This window comes from Paenalcaligenes hominis (genome assembly GCF_011927625.1).
GTDB lineage: Bacteria > Pseudomonadota > Gammaproteobacteria > Burkholderiales > Burkholderiaceae_B > Paenalcaligenes > Paenalcaligenes hominis.
In genome coordinates, this window is the sequence record NZ_JAATIZ010000001.1 from 616,295 (window position 1) to 641,197 (window position 24,903).

General features: G+C 48.5%; 25 protein-coding genes. 20 read left to right on the forward strand and 5 right to left on the reverse strand.

Going from position 1 to position 24,903, the window contains the following annotated elements; genetic code table 11:
• Position 1: 1 nt before the first annotated feature.
• The 9 genes from GGR41_RS02960 to GGR41_RS03000 are packed head-to-tail and all read left to right on the forward strand — an operon-like array spanning position 2 to position 8,462.
• Positions 2 to 1,306 carry a hypothetical protein gene (locus GGR41_RS02960; protein ID WP_167660570.1) on the forward strand — a complete coding sequence of 435 codons (1,305 nt, stop codon included), beginning with the start codon at positions 2 to 4 and terminating at the stop codon, positions 1,304 to 1,306.
• Positions 1,306 to 1,962, forward strand: a complete 657-nt coding sequence (locus GGR41_RS02965) for a hypothetical protein (RefSeq protein WP_167660571.1) — start codon at positions 1,306 to 1,308, stop codon at positions 1,960 to 1,962. The genes GGR41_RS02960 and GGR41_RS02965 overlap by 1 nt, the downstream gene beginning before the upstream one ends.
• Before the next feature lie 9 nt (positions 1,963 to 1,971).
• Entirely contained in the window at positions 1,972 to 2,598 is a 627-nt protein-coding gene (locus tag GGR41_RS02970) for a hypothetical protein (RefSeq protein WP_167660572.1), read from the forward strand.
• An 11-nt stretch (positions 2,599 to 2,609) separates the two neighbouring features.
• Entirely contained in the window at positions 2,610 to 3,506 is an 897-nt protein-coding gene (cpaB, locus tag GGR41_RS02975; protein ID WP_167660573.1) for a Flp pilus assembly protein CpaB, read from the forward strand.
• Positions 3,490 to 4,863, forward strand: coding sequence for a type II and III secretion system protein family protein (locus GGR41_RS02980; protein ID WP_167660574.1), 1,374 nt, complete (start codon positions 3,490 to 3,492; stop codon positions 4,861 to 4,863). Before cpaB ends, GGR41_RS02980 begins: the two co-directional genes overlap by 17 nt.
• Positions 4,847 to 6,433, forward strand: a complete 1,587-nt coding sequence (locus GGR41_RS02985; RefSeq protein WP_167660575.1) for a TadA family conjugal transfer-associated ATPase — start codon at positions 4,847 to 4,849, stop codon at positions 6,431 to 6,433. Before GGR41_RS02980 ends, GGR41_RS02985 begins: the two co-directional genes overlap by 17 nt.
• Before the next feature lie 12 nt (positions 6,434 to 6,445).
• On the forward strand, positions 6,446 to 7,294 hold the full coding sequence (locus GGR41_RS02990) for a type II secretion system F family protein (RefSeq protein WP_167660576.1): 849 nt from the start codon (positions 6,446 to 6,448) through the stop codon (positions 7,292 to 7,294).
• An 8-nt stretch (positions 7,295 to 7,302) separates the two neighbouring features.
• Positions 7,303 to 8,145: a type II secretion system F family protein gene (locus GGR41_RS02995; protein WP_167660577.1), complete on the forward strand. Its 843-nt coding sequence runs from the start codon at positions 7,303 to 7,305 to the stop codon at positions 8,143 to 8,145.
• The gene (locus GGR41_RS03000; protein WP_167660578.1) at positions 8,130 to 8,462 is read left to right on the forward strand and encodes a hypothetical protein; all 333 of its coding nucleotides are present in this window, start codon (positions 8,130 to 8,132) and stop codon (positions 8,460 to 8,462) included. Before GGR41_RS02995 ends, GGR41_RS03000 begins: the two co-directional genes overlap by 16 nt.
• Here the strand turns inward: GGR41_RS03000 and GGR41_RS03005 are convergent.
• Together GGR41_RS03005 and GGR41_RS03010 are read right to left on the reverse strand one after the other, a co-directional pair.
• The gene (locus GGR41_RS03005; RefSeq protein ID WP_167660579.1) at positions 8,443 to 9,213 is read right to left on the reverse strand and encodes a BPSS1780 family membrane protein; all 771 of its coding nucleotides are present in this window, start codon (positions 9,211 to 9,213) and stop codon (positions 8,443 to 8,445) included. The two genes, GGR41_RS03000 and GGR41_RS03005, sit on opposite strands and share 20 nt — an antisense overlap.
• A 3-nt stretch (positions 9,214 to 9,216) precedes the next feature.
• Complete coding sequence (locus GGR41_RS03010; RefSeq protein ID WP_167660580.1) at positions 9,217 to 10,194, reverse strand: homoserine kinase; 978 nt, start codon at positions 10,192 to 10,194, stop codon at positions 9,217 to 9,219.
• A gap of 152 nt (positions 10,195 to 10,346) precedes the next feature.
• On the opposite strand from GGR41_RS03010, the gene dusA reads away from it, so the two are divergent.
• On the forward strand, positions 10,347 to 11,342 hold the full coding sequence (dusA, locus tag GGR41_RS03015) for a tRNA dihydrouridine(20/20a) synthase DusA (RefSeq protein ID WP_209279739.1): 996 nt from the start codon (positions 10,347 to 10,349) through the stop codon (positions 11,340 to 11,342).
• Here the strand turns inward: dusA and GGR41_RS03020 are convergent.
• From GGR41_RS03020 to GGR41_RS03030, 3 genes are all read right to left on the reverse strand, one after another.
• Entirely contained in the window at positions 11,339 to 12,406 is a 1,068-nt protein-coding gene (locus GGR41_RS03020) for an NAD(P)H-dependent flavin oxidoreductase (protein ID WP_167660581.1), read from the reverse strand. The genes dusA and GGR41_RS03020 overlap by 4 nt on opposite strands.
• Before the next feature lie 64 nt (positions 12,407 to 12,470).
• Positions 12,471 to 12,923, reverse strand: coding sequence for a CBS domain-containing protein (locus GGR41_RS03025; protein WP_167660582.1), 453 nt, complete (start codon positions 12,921 to 12,923; stop codon positions 12,471 to 12,473).
• Positions 12,907 to 14,250 (reverse strand): YihY family inner membrane protein, encoded by a 1,344-nt coding sequence (locus tag GGR41_RS03030; RefSeq protein ID WP_167660583.1) that lies wholly within the window; start codon positions 14,248 to 14,250, stop codon positions 12,907 to 12,909. Before GGR41_RS03030 ends, GGR41_RS03025 begins: the two co-directional genes overlap by 17 nt.
• Before the next feature lie 76 nt (positions 14,251 to 14,326).
• Between GGR41_RS03030 and GGR41_RS03035 the strand changes: the two genes are divergently transcribed.
• From GGR41_RS03035 to truA, 10 genes are all read left to right on the forward strand, one after another.
• Positions 14,327 to 14,713, forward strand: a complete 387-nt coding sequence (locus GGR41_RS03035; protein WP_077733235.1) for a DUF2069 domain-containing protein — start codon at positions 14,327 to 14,329, stop codon at positions 14,711 to 14,713.
• An 8-nt stretch (positions 14,714 to 14,721) separates the two neighbouring features.
• Positions 14,722 to 16,185, forward strand: a complete 1,464-nt coding sequence (locus GGR41_RS03040; protein WP_167660584.1) for a protein adenylyltransferase SelO — start codon at positions 14,722 to 14,724, stop codon at positions 16,183 to 16,185.
• A 68-nt stretch (positions 16,186 to 16,253) separates the two neighbouring features.
• Positions 16,254 to 17,330, forward strand: coding sequence for a chorismate synthase (gene aroC, locus GGR41_RS03045; protein WP_077733233.1), 1,077 nt, complete (start codon positions 16,254 to 16,256; stop codon positions 17,328 to 17,330).
• 11 nt (positions 17,331 to 17,341) lie between these two features.
• A complete protein-coding gene (locus GGR41_RS03050) occupies positions 17,342 to 18,169 on the forward strand; it encodes a M48 family metallopeptidase (protein ID WP_167660585.1) in 828 nt (275 codons plus the stop codon).
• Between the two features lie 190 nt (positions 18,170 to 18,359).
• Positions 18,360 to 19,763: a 3-isopropylmalate dehydratase large subunit gene (gene leuC / locus GGR41_RS03055; protein WP_167660586.1), complete on the forward strand. Its 1,404-nt coding sequence runs from the start codon at positions 18,360 to 18,362 to the stop codon at positions 19,761 to 19,763.
• Positions 19,764 to 19,774: 11 nt separating this feature from the next.
• Positions 19,775 to 20,425: a 3-isopropylmalate dehydratase small subunit gene (leuD, locus tag GGR41_RS03060; RefSeq protein WP_077733231.1), complete on the forward strand. Its 651-nt coding sequence runs from the start codon at positions 19,775 to 19,777 to the stop codon at positions 20,423 to 20,425.
• A gap of 18 nt (positions 20,426 to 20,443) precedes the next feature.
• The gene (gene leuB, locus GGR41_RS03065) at positions 20,444 to 21,517 is read left to right on the forward strand and encodes a 3-isopropylmalate dehydrogenase (RefSeq protein ID WP_167660587.1); all 1,074 of its coding nucleotides are present in this window, start codon (positions 20,444 to 20,446) and stop codon (positions 21,515 to 21,517) included.
• A gap of 28 nt (positions 21,518 to 21,545) precedes the next feature.
• Positions 21,546 to 22,667, forward strand: a complete 1,122-nt coding sequence (gene asd, locus GGR41_RS03070) for an aspartate-semialdehyde dehydrogenase (RefSeq protein ID WP_167660588.1) — start codon at positions 21,546 to 21,548, stop codon at positions 22,665 to 22,667.
• 2 nt (positions 22,668 to 22,669) lie between these two features.
• Positions 22,670 to 24,049 (forward strand): type IV pilus assembly protein FimV, encoded by a 1,380-nt coding sequence (locus GGR41_RS03075; RefSeq protein WP_167660589.1) that lies wholly within the window; start codon positions 22,670 to 22,672, stop codon positions 24,047 to 24,049.
• 10 nt (positions 24,050 to 24,059) lie between these two features.
• On the forward strand, positions 24,060 to 24,872 hold the full coding sequence (gene truA, locus GGR41_RS03080; protein WP_167660776.1) for a tRNA pseudouridine(38-40) synthase TruA: 813 nt from the start codon (positions 24,060 to 24,062) through the stop codon (positions 24,870 to 24,872).
• The last annotated feature ends 31 nt before the right edge of the window (positions 24,873 to 24,903 follow it).

Below are 24,903 nucleotides of genomic sequence, written 5' to 3' on the forward strand. Positions count from 1 at the left end.
CATGAATACACATCAAAAAGGACAGGTACTGGTATTGGCCTTACTTGCTTTAGGTGTATTTAGCACACTTATGTTGAAGTTTTTTTACGTGGGCCAAATTAATTATCAAGCGTTACGTCAACGCTATGCGTTAGACGCAGCCACTTACAGTGGGGCGTTATTGCAAGCACAAATGCTTAATTATGCGGCTTATATGAATCGTGCTTATACCGGCCATCAAATTGCTATGGCGCATTTAGTGACGCTGGCTTCTTGGGCCGAGTTCGCTCAAACTCAAGCACAACGGGTGCAAATGGCAAATCCGCCTGCCAGTTTAATTAGCATGATGTTTGGACCACATTATGGGCTGAGCTACCAAGCGTCCTTGTTGGCGCAGTCTGCGGGGGTGGCACAGCAATCCCTACAGGCTCTTTTCGCTCAGCATCAACAATTTAGTCCTTTGGTGTTTGAACCTCATAGTCAAGCTATTTATAACCAGATGCCAAGCCAACGTGATGCACGTATACGGGATGTGCTTTATGAAAACTACCCCGAGCTCGCATTGCAAAGCCAGCCACAGCTAATGCAGCTAGAGGTTACCGAAGACAATTGGCAAACTGTACTAGGTTGGCATACAGCAAGCGGGTGGCGCCCTTGGCTCACCGAACTAATGTCTTATTACGATTTTTTGAAACCACGGCATAGTACTGCAAAAAACAAGTGGTTAGTGCAAGCGCGTTGCCCCCATAAACGCCATGAGCTACGCAGACGCGGCGCAACGGTGTTAAGTCCAGACGGGCATTGGCAGGCCGAAGACACCTTATCTTTTCATGCGTTACGGTCAAATCGTTGGATCGGCTGTTACCACCGTGAGTACGCGATGGGCTGGGCATGGGTGCAGGGTCAAGGCGATGCAATGGTTTCAGACGATTACGACACTGCCCCAGACGATTTTTCTCACCAAGATTTTTGGCGTTGGGTTCAAGAACACACGCAGTGGGATATCACCGAAGGCAGTGCGAATGGAATAGCCCAGGCATGGGCTCGCCGTGACCAAACGATATGGCCCAGTCGGGGACTGTATTCTTTTCTTTCTACTAAGCTTGCTGTTCCTGTGTTTCGTTTTAAGACACGTCTTGCTTTACAACGTGCTGTAGGTGCCCAAGTCATTCATAGCCAAAGCGAGGCAAAAAATACCTACGAAGCACCACCTAATCAATCGGCACCTGCAGCACAAAAAGCCAATCTATTTCAACCTTATTGGCAGGCAAACTTAGCACATGGTGAATGGGAGCAACGGTTACAGCAATTACTAGGAGAGCACTGATGCAAACACAACAGGGGCAAGCATTGGTGGAAATGGTGATGGTCAGTGCACTACTTTTATTGGCCGCTCCATCGTTACTGTGGTTGCAACGCTGGCAAGAAGTAAAAGCTCAGACACAACATCATGCCGGCTTTGCTGCATTTAGGTATACGCAAACGCATTTACTCGGCCCAGAGGCTAGTGCCTATCATCCTGCGTACATGGCCGGGCTCTTTAGTCCTGTGTCACATTCAATTCAGCTGCAGCACTCCTCCACGCAGCCTCTTAAAAACTGGGCTCCCGAGGTAGTAGCAAATCAAGACGCGTTACTCGGGGTCACAGAGCGAGTGCAATTTAGGGCGCTGGCTCAGCATGGTAAGCAGTATCAGCCGGAGGTAGCGTGGTGGATGCCCCATACCGTAGTGCAGCCTGCTTTGCAATTAACCAGTCATACCCTTTTAGATGTGGGGCTAGGGGCTCCTCACTCAAGTGCACACATGATAGAGCGATTGCAGGGCAGTACAGTGCTTTGGGCTAATGCGTATCGTGCCTCAAAAGGCGCCTTTTCGCAGTGGGGGCCTCGACTACGACCTGTAGATCAAGCTTGGCAGCGGGCAGAGCCGAATACTCAGTGGTTGGCTCCATGGCGAGATGCCATTCCTTCTTTACTCCCTTAGGAGAACGGCATGTTCTGGTTGATGAGTGCGGTGTTGTGGTTATGTTGTGCTGTGGTCGGTGGCGCTCAGGCACAGCTGCTGCCAGCTTTAACCCAATGGCCAGTACAGTGGCAGCCCATAGAGCAGTGGCACTGGCAAGGGCAGCGTATTCAACGACAGGCGTTCACAAGCTCAAGCTCTGCGCTTGAGCTAATCAACCAGCTGCCGACTTTGTTGCCTTACGATTTAAACGCACTGGCTTTGCCCTCTAACTGGATAGTGAAATTTTTTGCTGATGAACAGTATTTTCTTTTATTTTTAACGGCTCAGCATCAGCAGGCTACAGGCTGGCTATCAAGCCTGAGCTTTCAAACCAGGCAGCTACGAATACCTGCTGTGTTTGATGGGCTTTATGAACACAAATGGGTAATGCAAGCTCAGGCTCAGCCACCTAGTTATGTTGTATTACAAGCGCATAGGCCATTTTTAAAAAGTGCTCAACGCTTACGCCTTCGCTTACAGGCTCAAGGCTGGATTGCTGGCGTACAAGACTGTGTGCTGACTGCTCCCTGTGAGTGGAGCAAAAAGCAAGAGCGATTAATGATATGGCAAGAGCCACGACAAGGCGTTTGGCATATTTTGTGGTGGCATCCCTAAGAGGCCTTGATATGAAAAAAATAGCTGCACATCATAAATTTGGTATTTGGTTGGTTAGCTCGGTTTTGAGCGGAGCCTTAGCAGTCTGGGCTGCGTATCAACATTTAGAGCAAGAGCGCCATTTATTAGTTGAGCAAACAAAGTTACCTACTGTGCCACGAGTAGTCGCTGCCTATACGCTAGAGGCTGGAACAGTACTTACAGAAGCCCATCTGGCTATCAGAGAGTTTCCTATGCAAAGCATTCCTAAAGATAGCGTAGAGCCAAATCAATATAACGTATTGATAGGAACGGTACTGCGGGCACAAATTGCAGCCGGTGATTTAATTTTGGGTGTGCATACCGAATATGAGCCAGAGCCAAGTTTTTCAGCGCGTTTGGCGGACGGACGTCGTGCGGTCACTATGCCTGTAGACCAAATTAACTCCTTAGCAGGGTTATTACGCGTTGGTGATTTGGTCGACCTATATGTCAGTTTTGACCATCAGCGTCGCAAGATAACTGCCCCTCTTTTACAAGGTGTTTTAGTCATCGCTACCGATGAACAGACGGATTCAAACATGGCTGATGGCGGGCAGTTTGCGACCGTTACCTTTGACTTAAGCCCCGAAGAAGGCGCCAAGCTCGTCGCCGCGCGTCAAGCTGGCATGATCACGGCTATGTTACGTAATCCGCACGATGCCCACATCTCAAATAAAGGGATTCGTGGTGACTTAGCTAGTTTACTTGGTCTGCATGTTACCCCGTCTGAATATAAGTCAGTGCCTGTTATTTATGGCAATAAATTACACCGGCAGGTGAGGGGTGCTGAGGCCACACCTAAACCAAGTAAAAATGCCGTGCTCGATGTAGACACTCCCTCACAGTTAAGTTTTATACAGGAGAGCCTCGATGTGGTTGAAAATTAGTCAGTTAGTTATCGCTGGTGTGTTGGGGGTGTGGTTAGGCCAAGCCCACGCCGCAGAGGTGTGGCAAATGCAAGTAGGTGAAATGCGCGTTTTGTCTTTGCCTGAAGTGTTACGCGTAGCCGTAGGGGATGGTCACGTACTTAATGCCGTTACCTCCGAAGACAACGAGGTCTTGGTTTTTGCGCGTAATGTTGGTACCAGCACACTGACGGTTTGGTTCAAACAAGGTCATTACCAAAGCTACCATATTCATGTTCAAGAGCCCGTAGAGCAACATCAGCGCTCTGAACTCAAACAACTCTTGCAACGTATTCCGCAGCTGCAAGTGACTGAAATTGGTGAAAAAGTGGTGGTGGAAGGCAATCAGTTAAGTGCGCATCATCGTGCCCAGCTCGAAGAATTAAAAAAACGTTATGACGCCATTGTGGACTTAAGTCATCACCAAGCTTGGGAATCCATGGTGCTTTTAGATGTACAGGTATTAGAAATTCCGAAAAACTTTTTGCGCGAATTAGGCGTACGTTGGTCTGAGCAATCAGAGGGTGGGCTTAATGCTGGCCTAGCCTGGGATCAGGGCAGTAAAAGTTTGCTTGATCGACCTGGGCAGGTCGTGATGCCTGTACCGTTTCAGCCGGGTGCATTCGCTGGGTATTTTGGTTTGAATGCTCTGCTCAGTGCACGACTCAATGCGTTGTTACAACAAGGCCAGGCCGTTGTTTTAGCGCAGCCACAGCTTTTAGCACGCAGTGGTGCTACGGCTGAGTTTTTGGCTGGGGGCGAGGTCCCTTATTCATCTAGCGACAGCAACGGAAACACGACGACCTTGTTCAAATCGTATGGGGTGTCGTTGAAAATTACCCCTTATTTGGAAAGTCATGGGGCCGTACGTTCACATGTAGATGTGGAAGTCAGCTCAATTGACCCAAGCTTGTCCATTCCTACAGGTCCTTCGTTAAAAACGCGACGAGCTAGTACAGAGTTTAATGTGCAGTCTGGTCAAACCCTAGTCTTAGCTGGCTTTATTTCGCAAGAAATCTCTCAAACCCATCAAGCTGTGCCAGGCTTAGGCCAAATTCCGATTTTGGGGGCATTATTTAAATCCAAGCGTTATCAACGTAACGAAACTGAATTAGCGATTTTTGTCACGCCAGTGGTCATGGATGCCGAACACCCCACCAATAAAGAACGAGTGCGCTTAGGCCGCACCATCATAGAACAACAATTGCATCCTACAGAACTTAATATCCCTTTTCAGCAACCCGATCAGACCCTGCATTCCAAACTCCCGTATTGGAATCCTTGGGAAGGGGAAGGCTCACAATGGCAACAGGAGGCCACCTATGCGGTTACACCTTAATGTCCTGTACCAAGACGGTCGCCAACATACCGCATGGCATCATTTACCCTGTCAGTTAGGTAAAGGCAGTGATCAAGACGTGACGCTAACAGGGTGGAAGGTAGCACGACAGCACGCGCGCTTGTACGAAGAGAGCGGAGCCATTTACCTAGAGGACTTTGGCAGTTTAAGTGGAACCTATTTAAACCATAAACGCATTAGTCGAGCTGGCCCGTTACACGTTCAAGATCAGATTCTAATTGGTACGGCCTTAGTAACTGTAGTGGCTATAGAGGCTCTCAACGCCCAAGACCTAGCCACAGCACCGCATTCCGAAGCACCGTTCACTCATCACGAACCAAGCGCCGTATCAGTAGCCATTCAGCACCGCATGCATCAATGGCTGATTGACGCCTTAGATTTGCGTCGTCAATCCTTAACTCATATGAGTGACACCGAGTTGCGTGCTCATGCCCATACGCACCTAGAGAAAATTATTGAGCGTGAGGGCATTGTGATTACGGGTTCTAAAACCGATCTAATGCGTACCGTGCTCGATGAAGCCATTGGCTTAGGCCCTCTAGAGCGATTGCTAGAACAAGAGGACATTACTGAAATTATGGTTAACGGGCCGACCTCGGTTTTTGTGGAACGTCATGGTCGTTGTGAGCTGACACCGTACTGCTTTAGTAGTGAGGCCGCTTTAATGGCGGTTTTGGATCGGATTGTCAGTCCTTTAGGGCGGCGTTTGGATGAGAGTTCGCCTATGGTTGACGCACGGCTGCCTGATGGTTCGAGGGTGAATGCCGTGATTCCGCCTATTGCTTTGCATGGGCCAATGCTAACCATACGTAAATTTAGTCGTTATCGCATGCGCTTAGCTGACCTACTGCAAAAGCAAGGGCTAAGTCTACCCATGGCCGATTTTTTAGCCCGTTGCGTACACCATAAAAAAAATATTCTGGTAGCGGGCGGTACCGGTAGCGGCAAAACTACCTTACTGAATATTTTATCCAACTCTATTCCGTCCCACGAGCGCGTCATTACCATTGAAGACGCTGCCGAATTGCAGCTGCAGCAACAAAACGTTGTTAGTCTTGAGGCGCGTCCGGCGAATGCCGAAGGCCAAGGCATGATTACCATTCGCGACTTAGTGCGCAATGCGTTGCGTATGCGTCCCGATCGTATTGTAGTAGGAGAATGTCGTGGCCCCGAAGCCTTTGACATGCTCGGGGCAATGAATACCGGCCACGAAGGTTCATTAACTACGTTACACGCTAACAGCCCACGAGATGCTTTAGCACGTTTAGAGAGCCTTATTTTAATGGCAGGGTTGGATCTGCCATTAAATGCAGTGCGAGAGCACATTGCAGCCGCTATTCATATTATCGTGCAACAAACGCGTCTGGCTCAGGGACAACGGCTAATTACTAGTATCAGTGAAATTACAGGTATGGAGGCAGGACGCATCCAAATGCAAGAGCTATTTACCTACCACCCGCACACGCAATGCTTTACCGCTACTGGCATTTTTCCTTCGTGTTTTGAAAAGCAGCCCGATGCTTTAGATCCAACTTGGTTTTATGTGTAGCGGAGCGTCATCATGTGGTTAGGTCTAAGCCTAGTTTTATTCGGTGTTTGTGCTGTGCTGATTATGGCTTTAGCGCCCAAATGGTTTTGGGGGTTAAGCAAAAAGCACCAACATTTTATGGCCTCTGAGACAGAGCAGTTTTTCAGCGCTCGATTTGTCTTTATTCAAAGTCGAGCGGTGGTGAGCCTGATATGGGCCGTATTGTTTTGTATGGCTATTGTGTTGGTAGTCTTAGGCATTCCTATGGTGCTAGTAGCAGTGTTAGAGCTGGTGGTGTTAATTAGCTGGCCTCTTTCTTTACGTTATTTGCACAAAAAAAGAATAGAACGTTTTGAGAAACAATTTCCAGATTTCATGTTGGCCCTTGCCAGTGCTTTACGAGCGGGCAGCAGTTTACGTATTGGTTTACAACGCTTAGTCCCACACAGCCAAGAGCCCGTGCGCCAAGAGTTAGAGTTGTGTTTAAAGGAATTGCGTATGGGGCTAAGCTTGGCACAAGTCCTTACGCAGTTACATCGACGAACACAGTGTGAGTCAACGGCTTTATTTAAATCCGCGTTGGTAGTAGCCGGACAAAGTGGTGGCGGCTTAGCTGATCTTTTAGAAAACATGGCGCAGACCATCAGTACACGTATTTACATCGAGGGACGAATTAATGCCTTAACGGCTCAGGGGCGTTTACAGGCGTGGATTATGGTGCTCTTGCCGCCACTGGTCGGCGGGGCTTTGTATGTGATTGATGCCAGCTTAATTGAACCGTTATGGCAGGAGCGTACTGGACAAATCTTGTTAGTGGTGATGGTAGTGTTAGAGTTAATCGGCGTGTGGTGGATTCAGCGTTTGGTGACCGTGCCTCTATAGGAGCCGTTATGTGGTGGTTTTTAAGTCTATGTAGCGCCGGCATTGCCATGCTTTTAATTGTAGCGGGGGTCTGGTGGCCTTGGGTGCAGGCTCATCCTGTGGCTAAATCAGTGTCATGGCTGCAGCCTTGGTGGCTAGTCTGGGTACAGATCTGTTCACCATTATTATCATGGCGGTATCGTTGGTATTTACAACGTGAATTAGGGGCGGCAGCACAGCAGCCACAGCTGGCAGACTCTTTTTTCGCTAAACAATGTGCAGGTGTTATGGCATGCTTTGGCATGGCCAGTGTATGGGCTTTAGTAAAACAACAGCCTGCTTATGTAGTGACGGGCATAGTGGCAGCTGTTTTGGTTTTTTCGCTACCTTTGGTTCGAGCGCGTCAGCAGCGCCATCAATCAAAAAAGCACATACAGCGTGATTTCCCTTTTATGCTGGATTTGATTTGCTTAAGCATAGAGGCAGGGCATGGCATACAGCATGCGCTTTTCATGTGCAGTGCTGAATTGCCTGATGGGGCACTAAAGCAGCAACTTTTACTGACACTTGAGTCGATGCGTGCCGGCCTAACCCGAGAGCAAGCCTTTAAGGACTTCACCGATCGGGTAGATTTGCCCGAGGCGTATGCATTTGTGGCGGCGTTACAGCAGACTATAGAATTAGGCGGGCGCCTAGCCCCTGCGCTTAGACAGCAAGCTCAACAAAGACGTCAAGAGCGGTTTTTACGTGCCGAAAAACAAGCCCTAGAGGCGCCTGTGAAAATGCTGCTGCCATTAGTCGTGTGTATTTTCCCATGCACCTTTTTCGTTATTGCGTACCCTTTGTTTTTTCAATTATGGCAGCAACTGTAATCACCGTGTATCAAGCGCAGGGCTTTGGCGCGCGTTTTTGGGGATGGCATCGTTTTCCGTATCCCCAGCACATGTTGTATTTTGAGCGCTGCCAAGCGGTGCACAGTTTTGGGCTGACTCAGCCTTTAGCCGTACGGTTTATTGGGGTAAACAACACAGCAATAGGCCCTTGGCATTACTTAGCCCCAAACCGGATTTTATTTAATCGAAAAGCAAAGGCGGTGCTAGAAATGCGTTGGGGGTCTAAGGTAAAACGCCACCAAGCGTGGGTGGCGTTTAGTTGTGCACCGTCTCCATTTAAACGGTGGGTTCTATAGCACTTTGCCCAAAAACACTGCGGTAAATGGGGTAAAAACAGCTATACAAATACGCCATCATGAAAAGATTTAATGGGGTAAGTAAAAAATAAGCAAAGGATGACCCAAATACAGCTACCATTGCTTTAGCTAGATATTGCGCGCCAAAATAAATAGCGGCCCAACACAGACCAAAAATAAGCAAAGCACCTTTGGTGCGCCAGCAGGCTACCATCGAGTAAAACAGCGCTTTTTTTAAAGGAATACCGTGCCAGCCCATCAAGGCAGGGGCATGCCAAAATAAGATGGAAATGCCCGCATAAAACAGCCCAAACAAATACATGGGCGCTTGAATTGCTTGCATCACCAGAGCCGGGTCGGCCTCGTCACGACTCATCACGTCCATCAGTGTTTGACTAAATGGCATCACAGCAAGAAAGCCGGCAGCAAGGCAGACAAAAAAGTAACTAATGCCCAGTTTAAGCATGGCTTTCTTAACATTCGGGTCTTTGAGTGGTTGTAACCACATCCCTAATTGCATGGGTTGATTGCGTTCGATTTGCACACAGGCATTCAGCGCAATAAAGCCAATGGCGGGTGTTGCAATAATTAAAGCAATTTGACCGAAAATGGGGATTAAGTAACTTAGGTTGATTAGTAGGCTGGTCATTAGGCTCCAGAAAAGCATGGTCATGGGCTGGCGTTTGAATAATGCCCAACCCTGAACCAACCAGGCCCAACCGTATTCAGCGGAAAGTCGTGCTGCTTGCATGGCTTACCCTAGTAGTTCGTCAAGTGAGTACACAGTGGCTTTGCGCTGAGTTAGTACCCGTTCAAAATGGGTGGGATCATGCGGCTTGAGGCTTTGCGCTGGGCGTGGATGATAAAAATCATACAAACGTGATACCCAAAAACGTAAGGCGGCGGCCTCTAGTAATAACGGCCAGGCGTCTTTTTCTGCCTGGGTAAAAGGACGTATCGCGTTATAGGCGCTAACCCAAGACTTAACTAAATCTAGCTGAAACTCGCCTGTGTCACGCACAATACACCAATCGTTGACACTGACAGCTACATCAAACAGCCATTTATCGCATCCAGCAAAGTAAAAATCAATGAACCCACCCATCACAGGGGCTTCAGCAGTGCCAGCAAAAAGCACGTTATCTCTGAATAAGTCGCAGTGCGCGGGGCCGGCGGGCAGGCTTTCATACAAAGGACTGGCAAAGAGCACCTGCTGTTCTTTGAGGCTGCTTTCTAATAATGCTTTTTGAGTGGGATTTAAAAACTCCAGCACAAGCGGAATGGTCTTTTCCCACCAGCTTAGACTGCGCAGATTAGGTTGAAATAAGGGGTAATCTTGGGCAGCCAGATGCGTTTGTGCTAGGGTTGTGGCGGCTAACGCACAATGTTGAGTTGTGGGTTCAGGTACAAAGCTGCCTGCTAAACGCGATACAATGGCGCAGGGTTTACCATGCAGCCGTGTCAAACGCTGACCATTTTTTAAGGTTTGCGGTGAAGGCACAGGCAAGCCTTTTTGGGCTAAATGATGCATCAGCTCTATATAAAAAGGCAATTGCTCATAGGTCAACACCTCGAACAAGGTCAATACGTAATCGCCCGTTGTAGTGGTTAGAAAGTAGTTGGTGTTTTCAATACCGGCGCTGATGCCTCGTAAAGAAACCATCTCTCCTAAATGGTAGTGTTGCAATAAATCGCGTGCGTCAGCATCGGTTACGGTAGTAAAAACAGCCATCTTGTGTTGTTAAAATAATTAATTGAATAAAAAGTGGTGACAATAAAAGCAGTCGCTATTATAAGAAAGAGCACGTATAAAACCTAATGCAAACCTTAGGTTTTTGATTATAAAGATATAGGTATGTTGTGAGTCTACAGTCAAATCAGGCCATGAGCCAAGCCAGCCAGATAACAGCCCCCAGTCCTTGGGCACTTTGTGTTGCTCCTATGATTGATGTGACAGATCGTTATTGTCGCTATTTTCATCGTTTGTTGGCCCCTAAAGCGCGCCTTTATACCGAGATGATCACCACAGGCGCTTTGGAATATGGTGATGTGGGTCGTCATTTGCGCTTTGATCCGTCCGAGCATCCTGTGGCGTTGCAGTTAGGCGGGAGCGACCCCAAGGCTCTGGCTTACAGTGCAAAGCTGGGCGAGCAGTGGGGCTACGATGAAATTAACTTGAACTGCGGCTGCCCTTCGGATCGGGTGCTCCAAGGGGCATTTGGTGCCATTTTAATGAGTCAGGCTCACCATGTGGCTGACTGTGTGAAAGCCATGCAAGACACGGTCTCTATCCCTGTGACCTTAAAACACCGCTTGGGCTTAGACTATGATTATAGTTATGAATTTGTGAAAGATTTTGTCGCCATTCAGTACGAGGCTGGGGTTCGTGTATTTATTGTGCATGCTCGTAATGCAGTCCTTAAAGGTTTATCGCCAAAAGAAAACCGCGAGGTACCGCCGCTACGCTATGACATGGCAACACAACTAACGCAAGATTTTCCTGATGCAACCTTTGTCTTAAACGGCGGGATCAACACTGTCGAAGACAGCATGCAACACCTGCAACACTTCGAGGGGGTGATGTTAGGGCGAGCCGCGTGGCACACACCAGCCATCTTGGGGCTTATTCATGATCAAATTTGGCCTAATGAGGTGCGTCTAAGTGATGAAGAGGTCATAGACGCCATGCATGCTTATTTATCGGCTGAAATCCAAGCCGGAACACGGCCACGTCAGATTACTAAAGCGCTGTTAGGGTGGGCGCATGGTAAACAAGGGGCCAGACAATGGCGGCGCCATTTATCAGACCCTGTTCAAATGGAACGCAACGACGCTACGGTCTTACTAGAGGCTTGGCACCAATTGCAGCGTGCGAATTAGGCTTCCAACCGTTGTTTTGCGTGGATGTATTCGGTACGCAGTTGGTTAAACAAGTCAGTTGCTGGCAAAGCCCGAGCTAACGGCGCGCCTTGACCTGCCCAGTGGGCTGCAAAATCATAATTTTCCGCTGCGCTTGCTACTTGGTGCAGCGCTTTAGCGGCATTGTAAGCCACAGGGTATGCGGGGAGATCGGCAATCAAAGCCGCAATTTCAGTATGCATGCGATTACGTAAGCCACGCGCGGGCCGCCCTGAAATAACAGGGGTAATAGCCGTGTCATAGGCACGTTGGCTAAGTAAGGCAGCGCGGTATGCTGAGTCAGCTGCCGATTCTGGGCAAGCAATGAAAGCCGTACCAAGTTGAGCTAAATCGGCTCCTTGCAATTGCACAGCCGCCACCTGAGCGCCTGTCATCACACCACCAGCGGCAATCAGAGGCAAATGAATGTGTTGATGCAGTTGCCCTAATAAGCTCGTTAGACTTAATTCTGATTCAATTAAAGGGTTGAACAAGCCCCGGTGACCGCCAGCTTCTATACCTTGGGCAATGATAGCGTCTACTCCGGATTGTTCTAGAAACTTAGCTTCCGCTAAGCTAGTGGCACAACCCCAAATATCGATACCTGCTGCTTTTAATTGAATGATCGCGCTGGGCTCTGGTAGGCCAAAATGAAAGCTCACAATGGTGGGTTTTTCTTCGCAGAGCATTTGAATTAAGGCAGGGTTCTGCCATGCGCTGTCATAGCCTTTGCCAAGGGATGAGGGCGGCGCGCTGTCGAACTCGTTGAAATAAGGGGTTAATAAATACAACCAATGTAGCTCGCGTTCAAGGTTTTGGGTTTCAGGTTGATGGCAGAAAAAATTAACGTTAATAGGTCCGTCTGTGGCGAGTTTGAGTGCTTGAATGTGAGCGCGCGCGGTCTCTATATCTAAATGCCCTAAACCCAAAGAGCCGATACCCCCAGCACGAGTCACAGCCGTGGCTAACTCAACGGTGCTGACGCCAGCCATTGGTGCTTGAACGATAGGAGCGGATAATTGGTATTTTTGCGCTAAGAGACTCATGAGAACTCGCTATAAAAAAAAGCCACTTTGAGCAAGCTAAAAGTGGCCTATCAGGTGAATGAAATTAGTCAGGTAGGCTATCGGTGGGCCAGTCACGAATGTAGGCTTTAAGCATTTTGTTTTCAAACTTCTCTGCTTCGACTAAGGCTTTGGCTAAATCATAAAAAGAAATAACGCCTAATAATAGTGGGCCATCCATCACGGGAAGATAGCGCGCGTGCTTGGCTAGCATTAACCGTTGCACTTCGTTGGCGCTTGTGTTGGGTGTCACACTAATAGGGGCATCATTCATAATGCTACGAATGGTGTAGTTATACCCATCAGTCCCATGCGCATGCAGATGACGCATGATTTCTCTGAATGTGAGCATACCGACTAATTCACCGTGATCCATAATGACCAGCGAGCCCACATCTTGCTCGCTCATGATTTCTATGGCTGTGCTGATGGGGGTGTCGGGGGTAGAGGTGTAAAGGATATCCCCTTTAACGCGCAAAATTTCACTGACTTTCAGCATGTGTAGTGACTCCTAAGGGATTTGATCTAGTAAAGACGTGATGTTCTAAGCATTGGCTGAGCTTTTTGAGTTGTTTAGGCTCGGAAAAAAGCGACTCTAAAGTAAGGTCTGGGTTAGCGACGGTAAGATCAATCAGATTAACTATGCTGTGGGCCACTGGGGTATCGGCTTGGGCGCGGTCAATAAGCAGTGCATCAACCAAGGGGGCTAACGGGGTAATAGCTGGGTCACAGCTGAGCACCCAGCGTTCGTCTTCATTTTCTATGGTATTAACGGCGTACCCGTCTTTTTTTAAGTTTTTTAGTAATTCGTGTAGGTTTGCTGGATCGCGCCGCAACTGTAAGCTAATTTGATGTAAGTTGAGGCCAGAAGGCACGGCGTTACGTTGCTCCCACAATAATTCTAAAACAGACAAGGCATTTAAAAACGGGGCGCCAGCGTGATTGGATGTAGTCCATGCTCGACGGCGCAAATTAGGCAAAATAGCCACGAGACTGGCCCCGACCAACACCACTAACCAAGATAAATATACCCACATTAAGAAAATAGGAACAGTAGCAAAAGCCCCATAAATGAGTGTGTAGGTAGGAAACTGTTTTAGATAAAAGGCAAATCCGGATTTAAGGATTTCTAAGGCAAACGTAGTAAATACACCGCCCACAAATGCATCACGCCACAAAACACGTCGGTTTGGCACATAGGCAAATAGGGCGCTAAACGCTAGGGCCGTTAAAATAAAAGGGATATAGGACAGCGCAAAAGAGCTTAGGAATGACAGTGTGCTGATATGACCTAACGAATCCTGGGCTAATACAGTACTAGCCCAAATACTTGCCCCTGCCAAAATGGGCCCTAAAGATAAAATAGCCCAATACACCAGAACACGATGCATTAAAGGGCGCTTTTCCGTGACATACCAAATGTCATTAAACGTTTGATCGATAGTGGACATCAGCATGATGGATGTCACAATTAAAAATAAGCTACCGACGGCTGTCAGACTGGATGCTTTGGCTGCAAACTGGTTGAGGTTTTCCATGACTGTGCTGGACACAGCCGCTGGCATTAAGGTTGAGCTTAAAAATTCTTGGAGCGCCGCCCTAAAGTCGTCAAAAAGGGGAAAAGCAGTGAATAACGACAACACTACGGCTAATAAGGGCACTATGGCTAAAATGGTAGTAAAGGTTAGACTGGAGGCCACTTGCGTAATGTTACGCTGCAGTATTCGTGTCACTATAAATAACAGCGTATCGACACTCTGAGTTAACCAAGCGGTATGCGATGTGTGTTTTCTAGTGGACTGAGCGCTAGGCTCTGGCGTTGTCATAACGTTAAACTCCAAGCAAATAAAAAGTGACCCGAGTCGTTTATATAAAAGCTTTGCTTTCTGTGATCATACCAGTATGAATGTTCAATTAAACCCTATTTTGTATCGGCTTGCAGCGCTATCGCTCGTAGGCTTAATTATTCTTTGTCTTGCTTGGGAGCTTTTTATTGCGCCAATACGCCCCGGTGGTTCGTACTTAGCGCTTAAAGTCTTGCCTTTACTGTTGCCGTTACGTGGTGTCTTAAAAGGTAACGTTTATACATTGCAATGGTCCTCGATGTTAATGCTATTGTATTTTATGGAAGGGGTGACACGGGCTTGGTCCGACCCAAACCCATTGTCTGTGAAAATGGCATGTATAGAAATTGTGCTGTCTTTGATTTTTTACGTGTGCGCTATGTTTTATTTATGGCCTGCAAAAAAAGCAGCTAAACAAAATAAAAAAGTGCAATCTCTGCGCTAGGAGTCTTTATGAAAAGCTGTTTCGACGCGTTGACTTACAGTCACACCTACGCAGAGCTAGGAAGTGCATTTTATACACGGCTAGATCCTCAAGGTTTAAACGCACCGCGATTGCTCCATGTCAACATGGACTTAGCTCAACGCTTAGGCATTAGCGCCGAGTGTGTACAGCATGCAGAGTTCTTAGCAATCATGTCAGGCAATCAAGCGCTTGAACCTGGCCAGACCTTAGCCGCGGTCTATAGTGGGCATCAATTTGGGCACTGGGCGGGGCAACTAGGCGATGGGCGTGCCCATTTGTTAGGAGCCATAGAAACTGCACACGGGCCGCTTGAGCTACAGCTTAAAGGCTCTGGGCTTACGCCTTATTCAAGAATGGGCGATGGTCGGGCAGTGTTACGTTCATCCCTACGCGAATACTTGGCCAGTCATGCGATGAAAGCACTGGGCGTGCCAACTACCGAAGCCTTGGCTTTAGTGGCCTCTGACGATAAGGTCTACCGAGAAACCATTGAAACGGCTGCGATTGTGTGTCGTGTTGCGCCCAGCTTTGTCCGTTTCGGTTCCTTTGAGCATTGGGCTGGACGTCCGCAGCAGCTAAGCCAGCTGTTGCATTATGTGGTCGAGCATTTTTACCCTGATTGCGGTTTGCCCGCATTGCAGTCTGATGCTGAGCTAGTGCAAAACCTATTACGCAACGTGGTGCGACGCAGTGCCCAAATGGTGGCGCATTGGCAAACCGTGGGCTTTTGTCATGGCGTCATGAATACAGACAACATGTCAATACTTGGCCTTACCATTGACTATGGCCCTTATGCTTTTATCGATAAATTTGCGATTGATTTTGTGCCAAACACCACTGACACTGGGGGGCGTTATGCGTGGTTTCGTCAGCCCTCTATCGTGCATTGGAACCTAGCACGTCTAGCCAGTTGTTTTTTGGATATTTGCACAGAAGATCAGCTGCAGACGGTACTAGCGCAGTACGAGCACGATTACCTGCAGCAATACCGTGCCAATATGCAGCTAAAAATGGGGTGGGACACGTGGCTTGATACTGATAGCCAACTCATTAATGAATGGTGGCAGCTTTTGCATGATCACCACGCGGACTTCACCTTAAGCTTTAGGCATTTAGCACTGGCCCCAACTCAACCCGAGCTTTGGCTACAGTTATTTGATCACAGCGCCAAAGCACACGAGTGGTTAGAGCGTTATGTGCTGCGCAGTCAACAGAATCATCACTCAGCCCAAATCCGTATTGAACAAATGAATGCGCATAATCCGCTGTATGTGTTGCGCAATCATCTTGCCCAAGAGGCCATTATTGCGGCCCAACAAGGTAACTATAAACCGCTAGACCGTCTGTACAAAGTATTAAGCCACCCCTTCGAGGTGCAGGAGGGGGCTGAGGATTTAATGCAGCCGCCTAGCCCAGAACAGCAAATTGTTGCCTTAAGTTGTTCTTCTTAGTGTTTATACAAAGTAATTTGGGTATGATTATGCCCAATCAGCTTACTCATTTTTGGATTTAATTTGTTATGGCGGCCAACACTTTAGGGACTTTGTTTCGCGTTACGAACTTTGGGGAATCTCATGGGCCTGCGATTGGGGCAGTGGTAGATGGATGCCCTCCTGGGCTAGCACTCTCCGAGGCCGATATCCAGTACGAACTGGACCGACGTCGACCTGGTACCTCACGCCACGTAACCCAGCGCCAAGAAGCCGATCAGGTGGAAATACTCTCTGGCGTTTACGAAGGCAAAACAACTGGTGCACCGATTAGTTTACTGATTCGTAATACCGATGCGCGCAGTAAAGACTATGGCAATATTCTTGACACATTTAGACCTGGGCACGCTGACTTTGCTTATTGGAAAAAGTACGGAATTCGTGATCCACGCGGTGGCGGACGCTCCTCTGCACGCCTTACCGCACCAACGGTAGCAGCGGGGGCGATTGCTAAAAAATGGTTAGCAGAGCACTTCCAAGTGCGTATCCGTGGCTATATGAGCCAACTTGGTCCTATTGTGATTCCTTTTCAGTCTTGGGATGCTGTGAATGAAAATGCGTTTTATGCACCCAATGCCGAGGTGGTGCCAGAGCTCGAAGCGTATATGGATGCATTACGTAAAGACGGTGATTCCATTGGCGCTCGCATTGAAGTGGTGGCCGAGAATGTCCCCACTGGTTTAGGCGAACCCGTATACGGACGCATGGATGCAGAAATTGCCTATGCCATGATGGGCTTAAACGCCGTGAAAGGGGTAGAAATCGGTGCAGGTTTTGAATCCGTATCACAGCGTGGCTCTGAACATGGGGATGCCATTTACCCTGAAGGCTTTGCTACCAATCATGCGGGCGGTATTTTGGGTGGCATTACTACAGGGCAAAATATTGAGGTATCACTCGCGATTAAACCTACCTCAAGCATTCGTATCAAACGGCCGTCTGTAAATTTACATAATGAGCCGGTCGAGGTGCAGACCTTGGGCCGGCACGACCCCTGTGTTGGTATCCGTGCTACCCCTATTGCAGAAAGCTTATTGGCAATTGTGATCATGGATCAGTTACTGCGTCAACGTGGTCAATGTGGTGATATTGGTTTAACTCGTTAAGGAATAAAACTATGCCTCCTTTGCTTCATAAAATAAAAATAGTAGCTGGTGTTGGTGTAACCAGTTTGTTAGTCGCTTGTACCGCCTTAGACACCACAAGCTCTGGCACAGTAGGTATTGAGCGTAAACAATATATGTCTGGTCTTGTATCCGAAGCCGAGCTGAACCAAACTGCTTTACAGCAATACTCAGAAATGATTGGTCAGGCACGCGCTCAAAAAGCCTTAGATGTGGATGCCGCTCAAACCCAACGGGTGCGTGCCATTGCTCAGCGTTTAATTCAGCAAGTTGGTACATTTCGGCCCGATGCACAGCAGTGGAACTGGGAAATTCATGTCATTAACAGTAACGAGGTAAACGCGTGGTGCATGCCAGGCGGCAAAATGGCGGTTTATTCAGGCTTAATTAAACAAACCAAAGCCACTGACGATGAACTGGCTGCTGTGATTGGTCATGAAATGGCGCACGCCTTGCGTGAACATGCTCGTGAACAAATGTCTCAGCAAATGGTCACGGGTTTAGGGCTATCTATTTTGACTGCTGTGACAGGAAACTCTGCCGCAGGTGATTTAGGTGGAACGCTGACCGACGTCATGTTTAATTTGCCTAATAGCCGCACGCATGAAACCGAGGCCGACCTACTCGGGGTAGAGCTAGCCGCCCGAGCCGGTTACGACCCACGTGCCGCCGTCAGCTTATGGCAAAAAATGAATGCGCTAGGCAGCGGGGGCACGCCTGAATTCTTATCGACTCACCCGTCTCCGGCTAGCCGGATTAGCGAATTACAAACCGCAGCAGAGCGTGTAATGCCTCTCTACGAGCAAAATCGACGCCGTTAAACTCATGCGTGTTGGCTGATAGTAATTCTAGAGCGGCTTAGGCCGCTCTTGGTGTATCTAGGCTTAGGAAAGCGTGTCGCAGACTATGCAATCCTATTACTTTTTATACTAGGATATCTATTGGGCTTGTACCGGCTTAAAAGCTTGGCATAATAAATAAAACGCATTCACTTTTTTAGGCGAGACTCAAATGGCTAAAACCCTGTATGACAAATTATTTGATTCACATGTGGTGCATCAAGAAGACGATGGCACCTGTTTAATCTATATTGATCGTCAGCTGTTGCACGAGGTCACTAGCCCTCAAGCGTTCGAAGGCCTTGAGCTAGCTGGACGTAAACCTTGGCGCGTCAGTGCGAACTTGGCCGTGGCAGATCACAACGTGCCAACAACGTCTCGGATAGATGGCATTGCCGACCCGATTTCTAAACTGCAAGTAGATACCCTAGAGAAAAACTGCAAAAAATTCGGTATCACTCTGTTTGATATGAATGACCAACGCCAAGGTATTGTTCATATTATTGGGCCAGAACAAGGCGCAACCTTGCCCGGTATGACGGTGGTGTGTGGTGATTCGCACACCAGCACACATGGTGCTGTCGGGGCTTTAGCTTTTGGTATTGGCACCTCTGAAGTCGAGCATGCGTTAGCTACACAAACCTTGCTAATGAAAAAAAGCAAAAGCATGTTGGTAAAGGTTAACGGTAAATTACCCTTTGGATGCACGGCTAAAGACTTAATTCTGTATGTTATTGGGCAAATTGGCACAGCGGGTGGTACAGGTTATGCCATCGAGTTTGCTGGGGAAGCCATTAGTGAGCTCAGCATGGAAGGCCGCATGACCGTCTGTAATATGGCCATCGAGGCTGGCGCTCGCTCAGGCCTGGTAGCAGTAGATAAAAAAACAATTGATTATTTCCGTGGTCGTCCTTATGCGCCCACAGGCATAATGTGGGATCAGGCCGTCGAATACTGGAGCACTTTGCATTCAGATGCGGATGCCCAGTTCGATCGTGTCATTGAGCTCAATGCTGCCGATATCGCGCCGCAAGTCACTTGGGGTACTTCTCCAGAAATGGTATTGAACGTGACCCAGTCCATACCTGATCCAGATCAAGAAAAAGACAGTGTAAAACGTGATGGCATGATCCGTGCCTTAGAATACATGGGCTTGAACCCAAAGCAACCCATCACCGACGTGCGCATTGATAAAGTATTTATTGGCTCCTGTACCAATGCTCGCATTGAAGACCTACGCGAGGCAGCACAGGTTGCCAGAGGGCGTAAAGTGGCGTCGAATGTAAAACAAGCCATGATTGTGCCGGGCTCGGGTTTAGTGAAATTGCAAGCCGAACGTGAAGGGCTGGATAAAATCTTTATCGAAGCCGGCTTTGAATGGCGTGAGCCAGGTTGCTCTATGTGTTTAGCCATGAATGCGGATCGCCTAGAGCCAGGAGAGCGCTGTGCTGCTACCTCTAATCGCAACTTTGAAGGGCGTCAAGGCATGGGGGGGCGTACGCATCTAGTTAGCCCAGCGATGGCTGCTGCCGCCGCGATTGCTGGCCATTTTGTTGACGTACGTAACTACAACTAAAAGGAAATTCGATGCAAGCATTTACCACACATACCGGTTTAGTCGCCCCTTTAGATCGAGAGAACGTCGACACCGATTTAATCATTCCTAAACAGTTTTTAAAATCCATTAAGCGCACAGGCTTTGGTCCTAACTTGTTTGATGAGTTACGTTATTTGGATCATGGCGAGCCAGGGATGGATAACGAGGCACGCCCTAAAAATCCAGACTTTGTTTTAAACCAGCCGCGCTATCAAGGGGCTTCAGTGCTATTAGCACGTAAAAACTTTGGTTGCGGTTCCAGTCGCGAACATGCACCTTGGGCCTTGTTGCAGTACGGTTTTAGAGCCATTATTGCTCCCTCTTTTGCTGATATTTTCTTTAATAACAGCTTTAAAAATGGCTTATTACCCATTGTATTAACTGAACTCGAAGTTGCGCGTTTATTTGATGAGGTCAAGGCCTTCCCGGGTTACGAATTGCGTATTGATCTAGCACGTCAAGTCGTGATCAGTCCATCTGGCGAGGAGTTCCATTTCGAGATTGACGCATCACGTAAAAACTCCTTGCTCAACGGTCTTGATGAGATCGGCCACACCTTACAAAAAGCAGACCTAATCAAACAATTTGAAGCCGAACGTTTAGCGCGTCACCCCTGGTTAGTGGCAGATGCATTGGCTTAAAACAATCAAGGACTTATCATGACACAAATAGCTGTATTGCCCGGTGATGGCATTGGGCAGGAAATTACGACTCAAGCCGCACGCGTATTAAGCGCCGTTGCACCCGATTTAACCTTAGTCGAGGCTCCCGTAGGGGGGGCCGCCTATGATTTACACGGCCATCCTTTACCGCCACAAACGCTTGAGTTAGCCCAACAATCTGCAGCCATTCTATTTGGGGCCGTGGGCGATTGGAAGTACGATTCATTGCCGCGCGAGCTACGACCCGAGCAAGCCATCTTGGGTTTACGTAAGGCTATGGGGTTGTTTGCAAACTTTCGTCCGGCTATTTTGTATCCTCAGTTGGCAGAAGCCTCGAGCTTAAAACCAGAGATTGTCTCCGGTTTAGATATTTTAATTATTCGTGAGCTCACTGGTGATATTTACTTTGGGCAACCACGAGGCGTTCGTACTTTAGAAGACGGCCCGTTTGCGGGTGATAAACAAGGGTTTGACACCATGCTTTACGCCGAGACCGAAATTCGCCGTATTGCTCGTGTTGCCTTTGAGGCAGCCCAAAAACGCAATAAAAAACTGTGCAGTGTAGACAAGGCCAACGTGTTAGAAACCTCACAATTATGGCGTGATGTCGTTATTGAAGTCGCTAAGGACTATCCTGATGTAGAATTAAGCCATATGTATGTGGATAATGCAGCCATGCAGTTGGTGCGTGCACCAAAAGAATTCGATGTGATTGTGACAGGAAATATCTTTGGTGATATTTTGTCAGACGAGGCAGCAATGCTGACTGGGTCGATTGGTATGTTGCCTTCCGCTTCATTAAATGCCTCCAATCAAGGCTTGTATGAACCTAGCCATGGTTCAGCACCTGATATTGCAGGCCAAAACAAGGCCAACCCCTTGGCGACAATTCTTTCTGCTGCTATGTTATTACGTTACTCTCTTGCCAGAGAAGATCAGGCACAGCAGATCGAGCGCGCTGTCGCTGCCGTTCTCGAGCAGGGCTTACGCACCGCTGATATTCAAAGTGTAGGTACACAAGTGGTGGGCACCTCTCAGATGGGCGACGCGGTTTTGCGTGCATTAGGCTAACGCATTTTATTTGTTTAGGTGATTTTTCATGAAAAAAGCAGTAGGTTTAATCGGTTGGCGCGGCATGGTGGGCTCTGTGCTCATGCAGCGTATGCGCGAAGAAAATGATTTTTCGTTATTCGAGCCCGTTTTCTTTTCTACAAGTAATGCCGGCGGTAAAGCCCCAGAGTGGGCCGAGGGTGCTGGTCCATTACAAGATGCATACGACATTGAAAGCCTCAAAAAGCTACCGATTATCCTGACTGCTCAAGGTGGCGATTACACCACCGAGGTCTATGGGAAATTACGCGAAGCCGGTTGGGATGGCATTTGGATTGATGCGGCCAGCACACTACGTATGGATGACAACTCCATTATTGTATTGGATCCCATCAACCGTGATGTCATTGATGCAGGCTTAGCCAAAGGTATCAAGCAATACATTGGTGGTAACTGCACGGTTAGCTGTATGTTAATGGGTTTAGGTGGCCTGTTTAAACACAATGCCGTAGAGTGGATGACCTCCATGACGTACCAAGCCGCATCAGGGGGTGGCGCACAGCATATGCGCGAGCTACTCAATCAGTACGGTGAACTCAATCAGTCTGTCAAACCGCTACTGGCCGATCCTGCCGCCGCTATCTTGGAAATCGATCGTTTGGTCTTAGCCAAGCAGCGTGACGAGGCACTCGAGCGCCAACATTTTGGTGTGCCTTTAGGCGGCAACTTAATCCCTTGGATTGACTCAGATTTAGGCAACGGTATGTCGCGCGAGGAATGGAAAGGCGGCGTAGAAACTAACAAGGTATTAGGTCACAATGCCGATAACTATGTGCCCGTTGATGGGTTATGTGTACGTATCGGTGCCATGCGCTCTCATAGCCAAGCCCTTACTATTAAATTAACCAAAGCCATCCCTTTGGATGAAATCAACGAGATGGTCGCGCAGGGTTCGGCATGGGCTAAAGTCATTCCCAACGAACGAGAGCGCACAATGCATGAGCTCACTCCCGTGGCAGTCTCTGGCACTATGGATATTCCTGTGGGTCGCATGCGTAAGTTGGCCATGGGCGACGATTACCTCAGCGCTTTTACCGTAGGGGATCAACTTTTATGGGGTGCTGCTGAGCCACTACGTCGCATGTTACGTATTGCCTTAGGGGAACTCTAACTATGACTACACACTGTCGCCCAACTCGGGCTATTTTATGGAGTGCGGGTGCGGCGGCAGTGTTAGGTGCCCTTAGCACGCAGGCAGCGGTGTTAGGGCACTCTAGAGTGACTTCATTGCCGCATCAGCCTTTGCGTATTTCTGTCTTAATTAAAGACATTAGCCCGGTGGAACAAGCCAGTCTTACCGCACGAATTGCACCCAGCGCAGCTTGGCAAGAGGCAGGTTTGTCAGTGCCTGTGGATTTAGCCACTTTCCGATTAAAAACCATTCCCGCCACGCAAGCGAATACCGTACAGTTGCTGCTTGAGTCCTCACAAAGTACCGAAGCGACCGTTATTGATGTGTTGGTCGATATTCAAACCGATAGCTCAACACAACGTCATCAAGTCAGTGTGTTACAGGCGCCGCAGCCTACGCCAGTCGCGTTGGCTCAGACACGCGCCATCGCTTCAGCGCCTCAATCCACCGCAGCTGTTCCAGCGAGCGCAGCCGTTCTTGCCAAAGCTACCGCACCGGTTGCGCCTACTTATCAAGTGCGCTCCGGTCAAAGTTTGTCGCGTATTGCGCGCCACTACCGCTCGGATGAGTACTCCCAGCACCAGTTTATGGCGGCTGTGCTCGAAGCCAACCCCCATGCATTTATTCACGGCAATCTACACTTAATACGGGCAGGGGCTACCTTAACCATTCCAGATGCCCAGCAGATTGCTGCTGTGTCTACGCAACAGGCGAGTCAACTTTATCAAACCCATCTGCAGTGGTTTGACGACTACCGGCAACGTCTAGCTCAGGGTCTACCTATCGAGCCTATGTCGGCCTCAACGACATCAGCCCCTGTCGATTCTCAGCTGTCCGCAGAACAAAGCCTCACAGATCGATTACAGCTTGCTACTGACGATCCTTCTACTGTCGAAGCCGATCAAAAAACAGCGGTTGCCCAAGAGCTAGCTTATAGTGCTGAACGTTTAGCCCACCTCGAGGGCACTGCCGGTTCCAACGATGCTGGCCAAGCTCAAACCGATCAAAATCAAACAGCTGATGCCAACGCAGACAAGGCATCTGCTGTTGTCACTGCTACGCCCGCCTCAACGGTCAGCGCTAATCAGGTTGGCTCGGCTCAAGCCAGTCCCGTTGCAGGGGATTCGGATACAGCGCAGGCCTCTTCTAGCTGGCTGTCTACAATGTGGCTTGCAGCCCTGTCATTACTGGTGTTATTTGCTTTAGCTATTGCTTGGTTTTTGCGTCGTACTAATACCAGTCGGTTAGATATTATCGAAGAGCTCTCTCCCAGCGCGGTGCGTATGCGCGAAAAGCTCGACAAAAATACAGAAAATGATCTGCCTCAGTCGGATGATGTTGAGTTTAGGGAAATAAAATAAAGTGGTTGCAGTGCAGCGCATGGCCTTAGGCCTTTGTTATGACGGCTCTGCATGGCAAGGGTGGCAAACCCAGCCGTCAGGTCGTACTTTACAAGATCAACTTGAAAAAGTTCTACAACAGTTTTTAGCCCATCCAGTAAGCACCGTGTGTGCAGGTCGTACTGATGCTGGGGTGCACGCCTTAAATCAAGTGGTACACCTAGAAACACCTGCCCAGCGTACGCCTGAGTCTTGGATACGGGGCTTAAATGCTTTACTCCCATCCAGTATGTCGGTGCAATGGGCTCACGCTGTTCCCGAGCATTTTCATGCGCGTTTTTCGGCACAACGGCGGCGTTATGTATATGTCTTACGTAACGAACGCGTGCGTTCTCCTTTGGTGCATCAACGGGTAGGCTGGGTGTTTCAACCACTGAACTACGCCGCTATGCAAGACGCAGCACAGCGTTTATTAGGTACGCACGACTTTAGCGCATTTCGTTCAGCAGAATGCCAAGCAGCAAGTCCGGTTCGTACGTTAATGCAGCTAACGATTCATCATCATGCGCCATGGTTTGTATTCGAGTTCGAAGCCAATGCCTTTTTACACCATATGATCCGCAACCTGATGGGGGCACTGGTTTATATAGGAATGGGGCGTCAACCTTCAACGTGGGTTGATGAGCTTTTGCGCGATAAAGATCGCAAACGTGCAGCGCCAACTTTTTCTGCAGAGGGGCTGTATTTAGCCGGCGTGGACTACGCTCCAGAGTTTGGCTTACCTACCTCAAGCTCTTTAGTGCTTTCTTCCAGTCTCCTAGGTATAAATTGGAATGGCTTTTGAGCTAAATGTGCTTCACAATTTCACAGGTTTG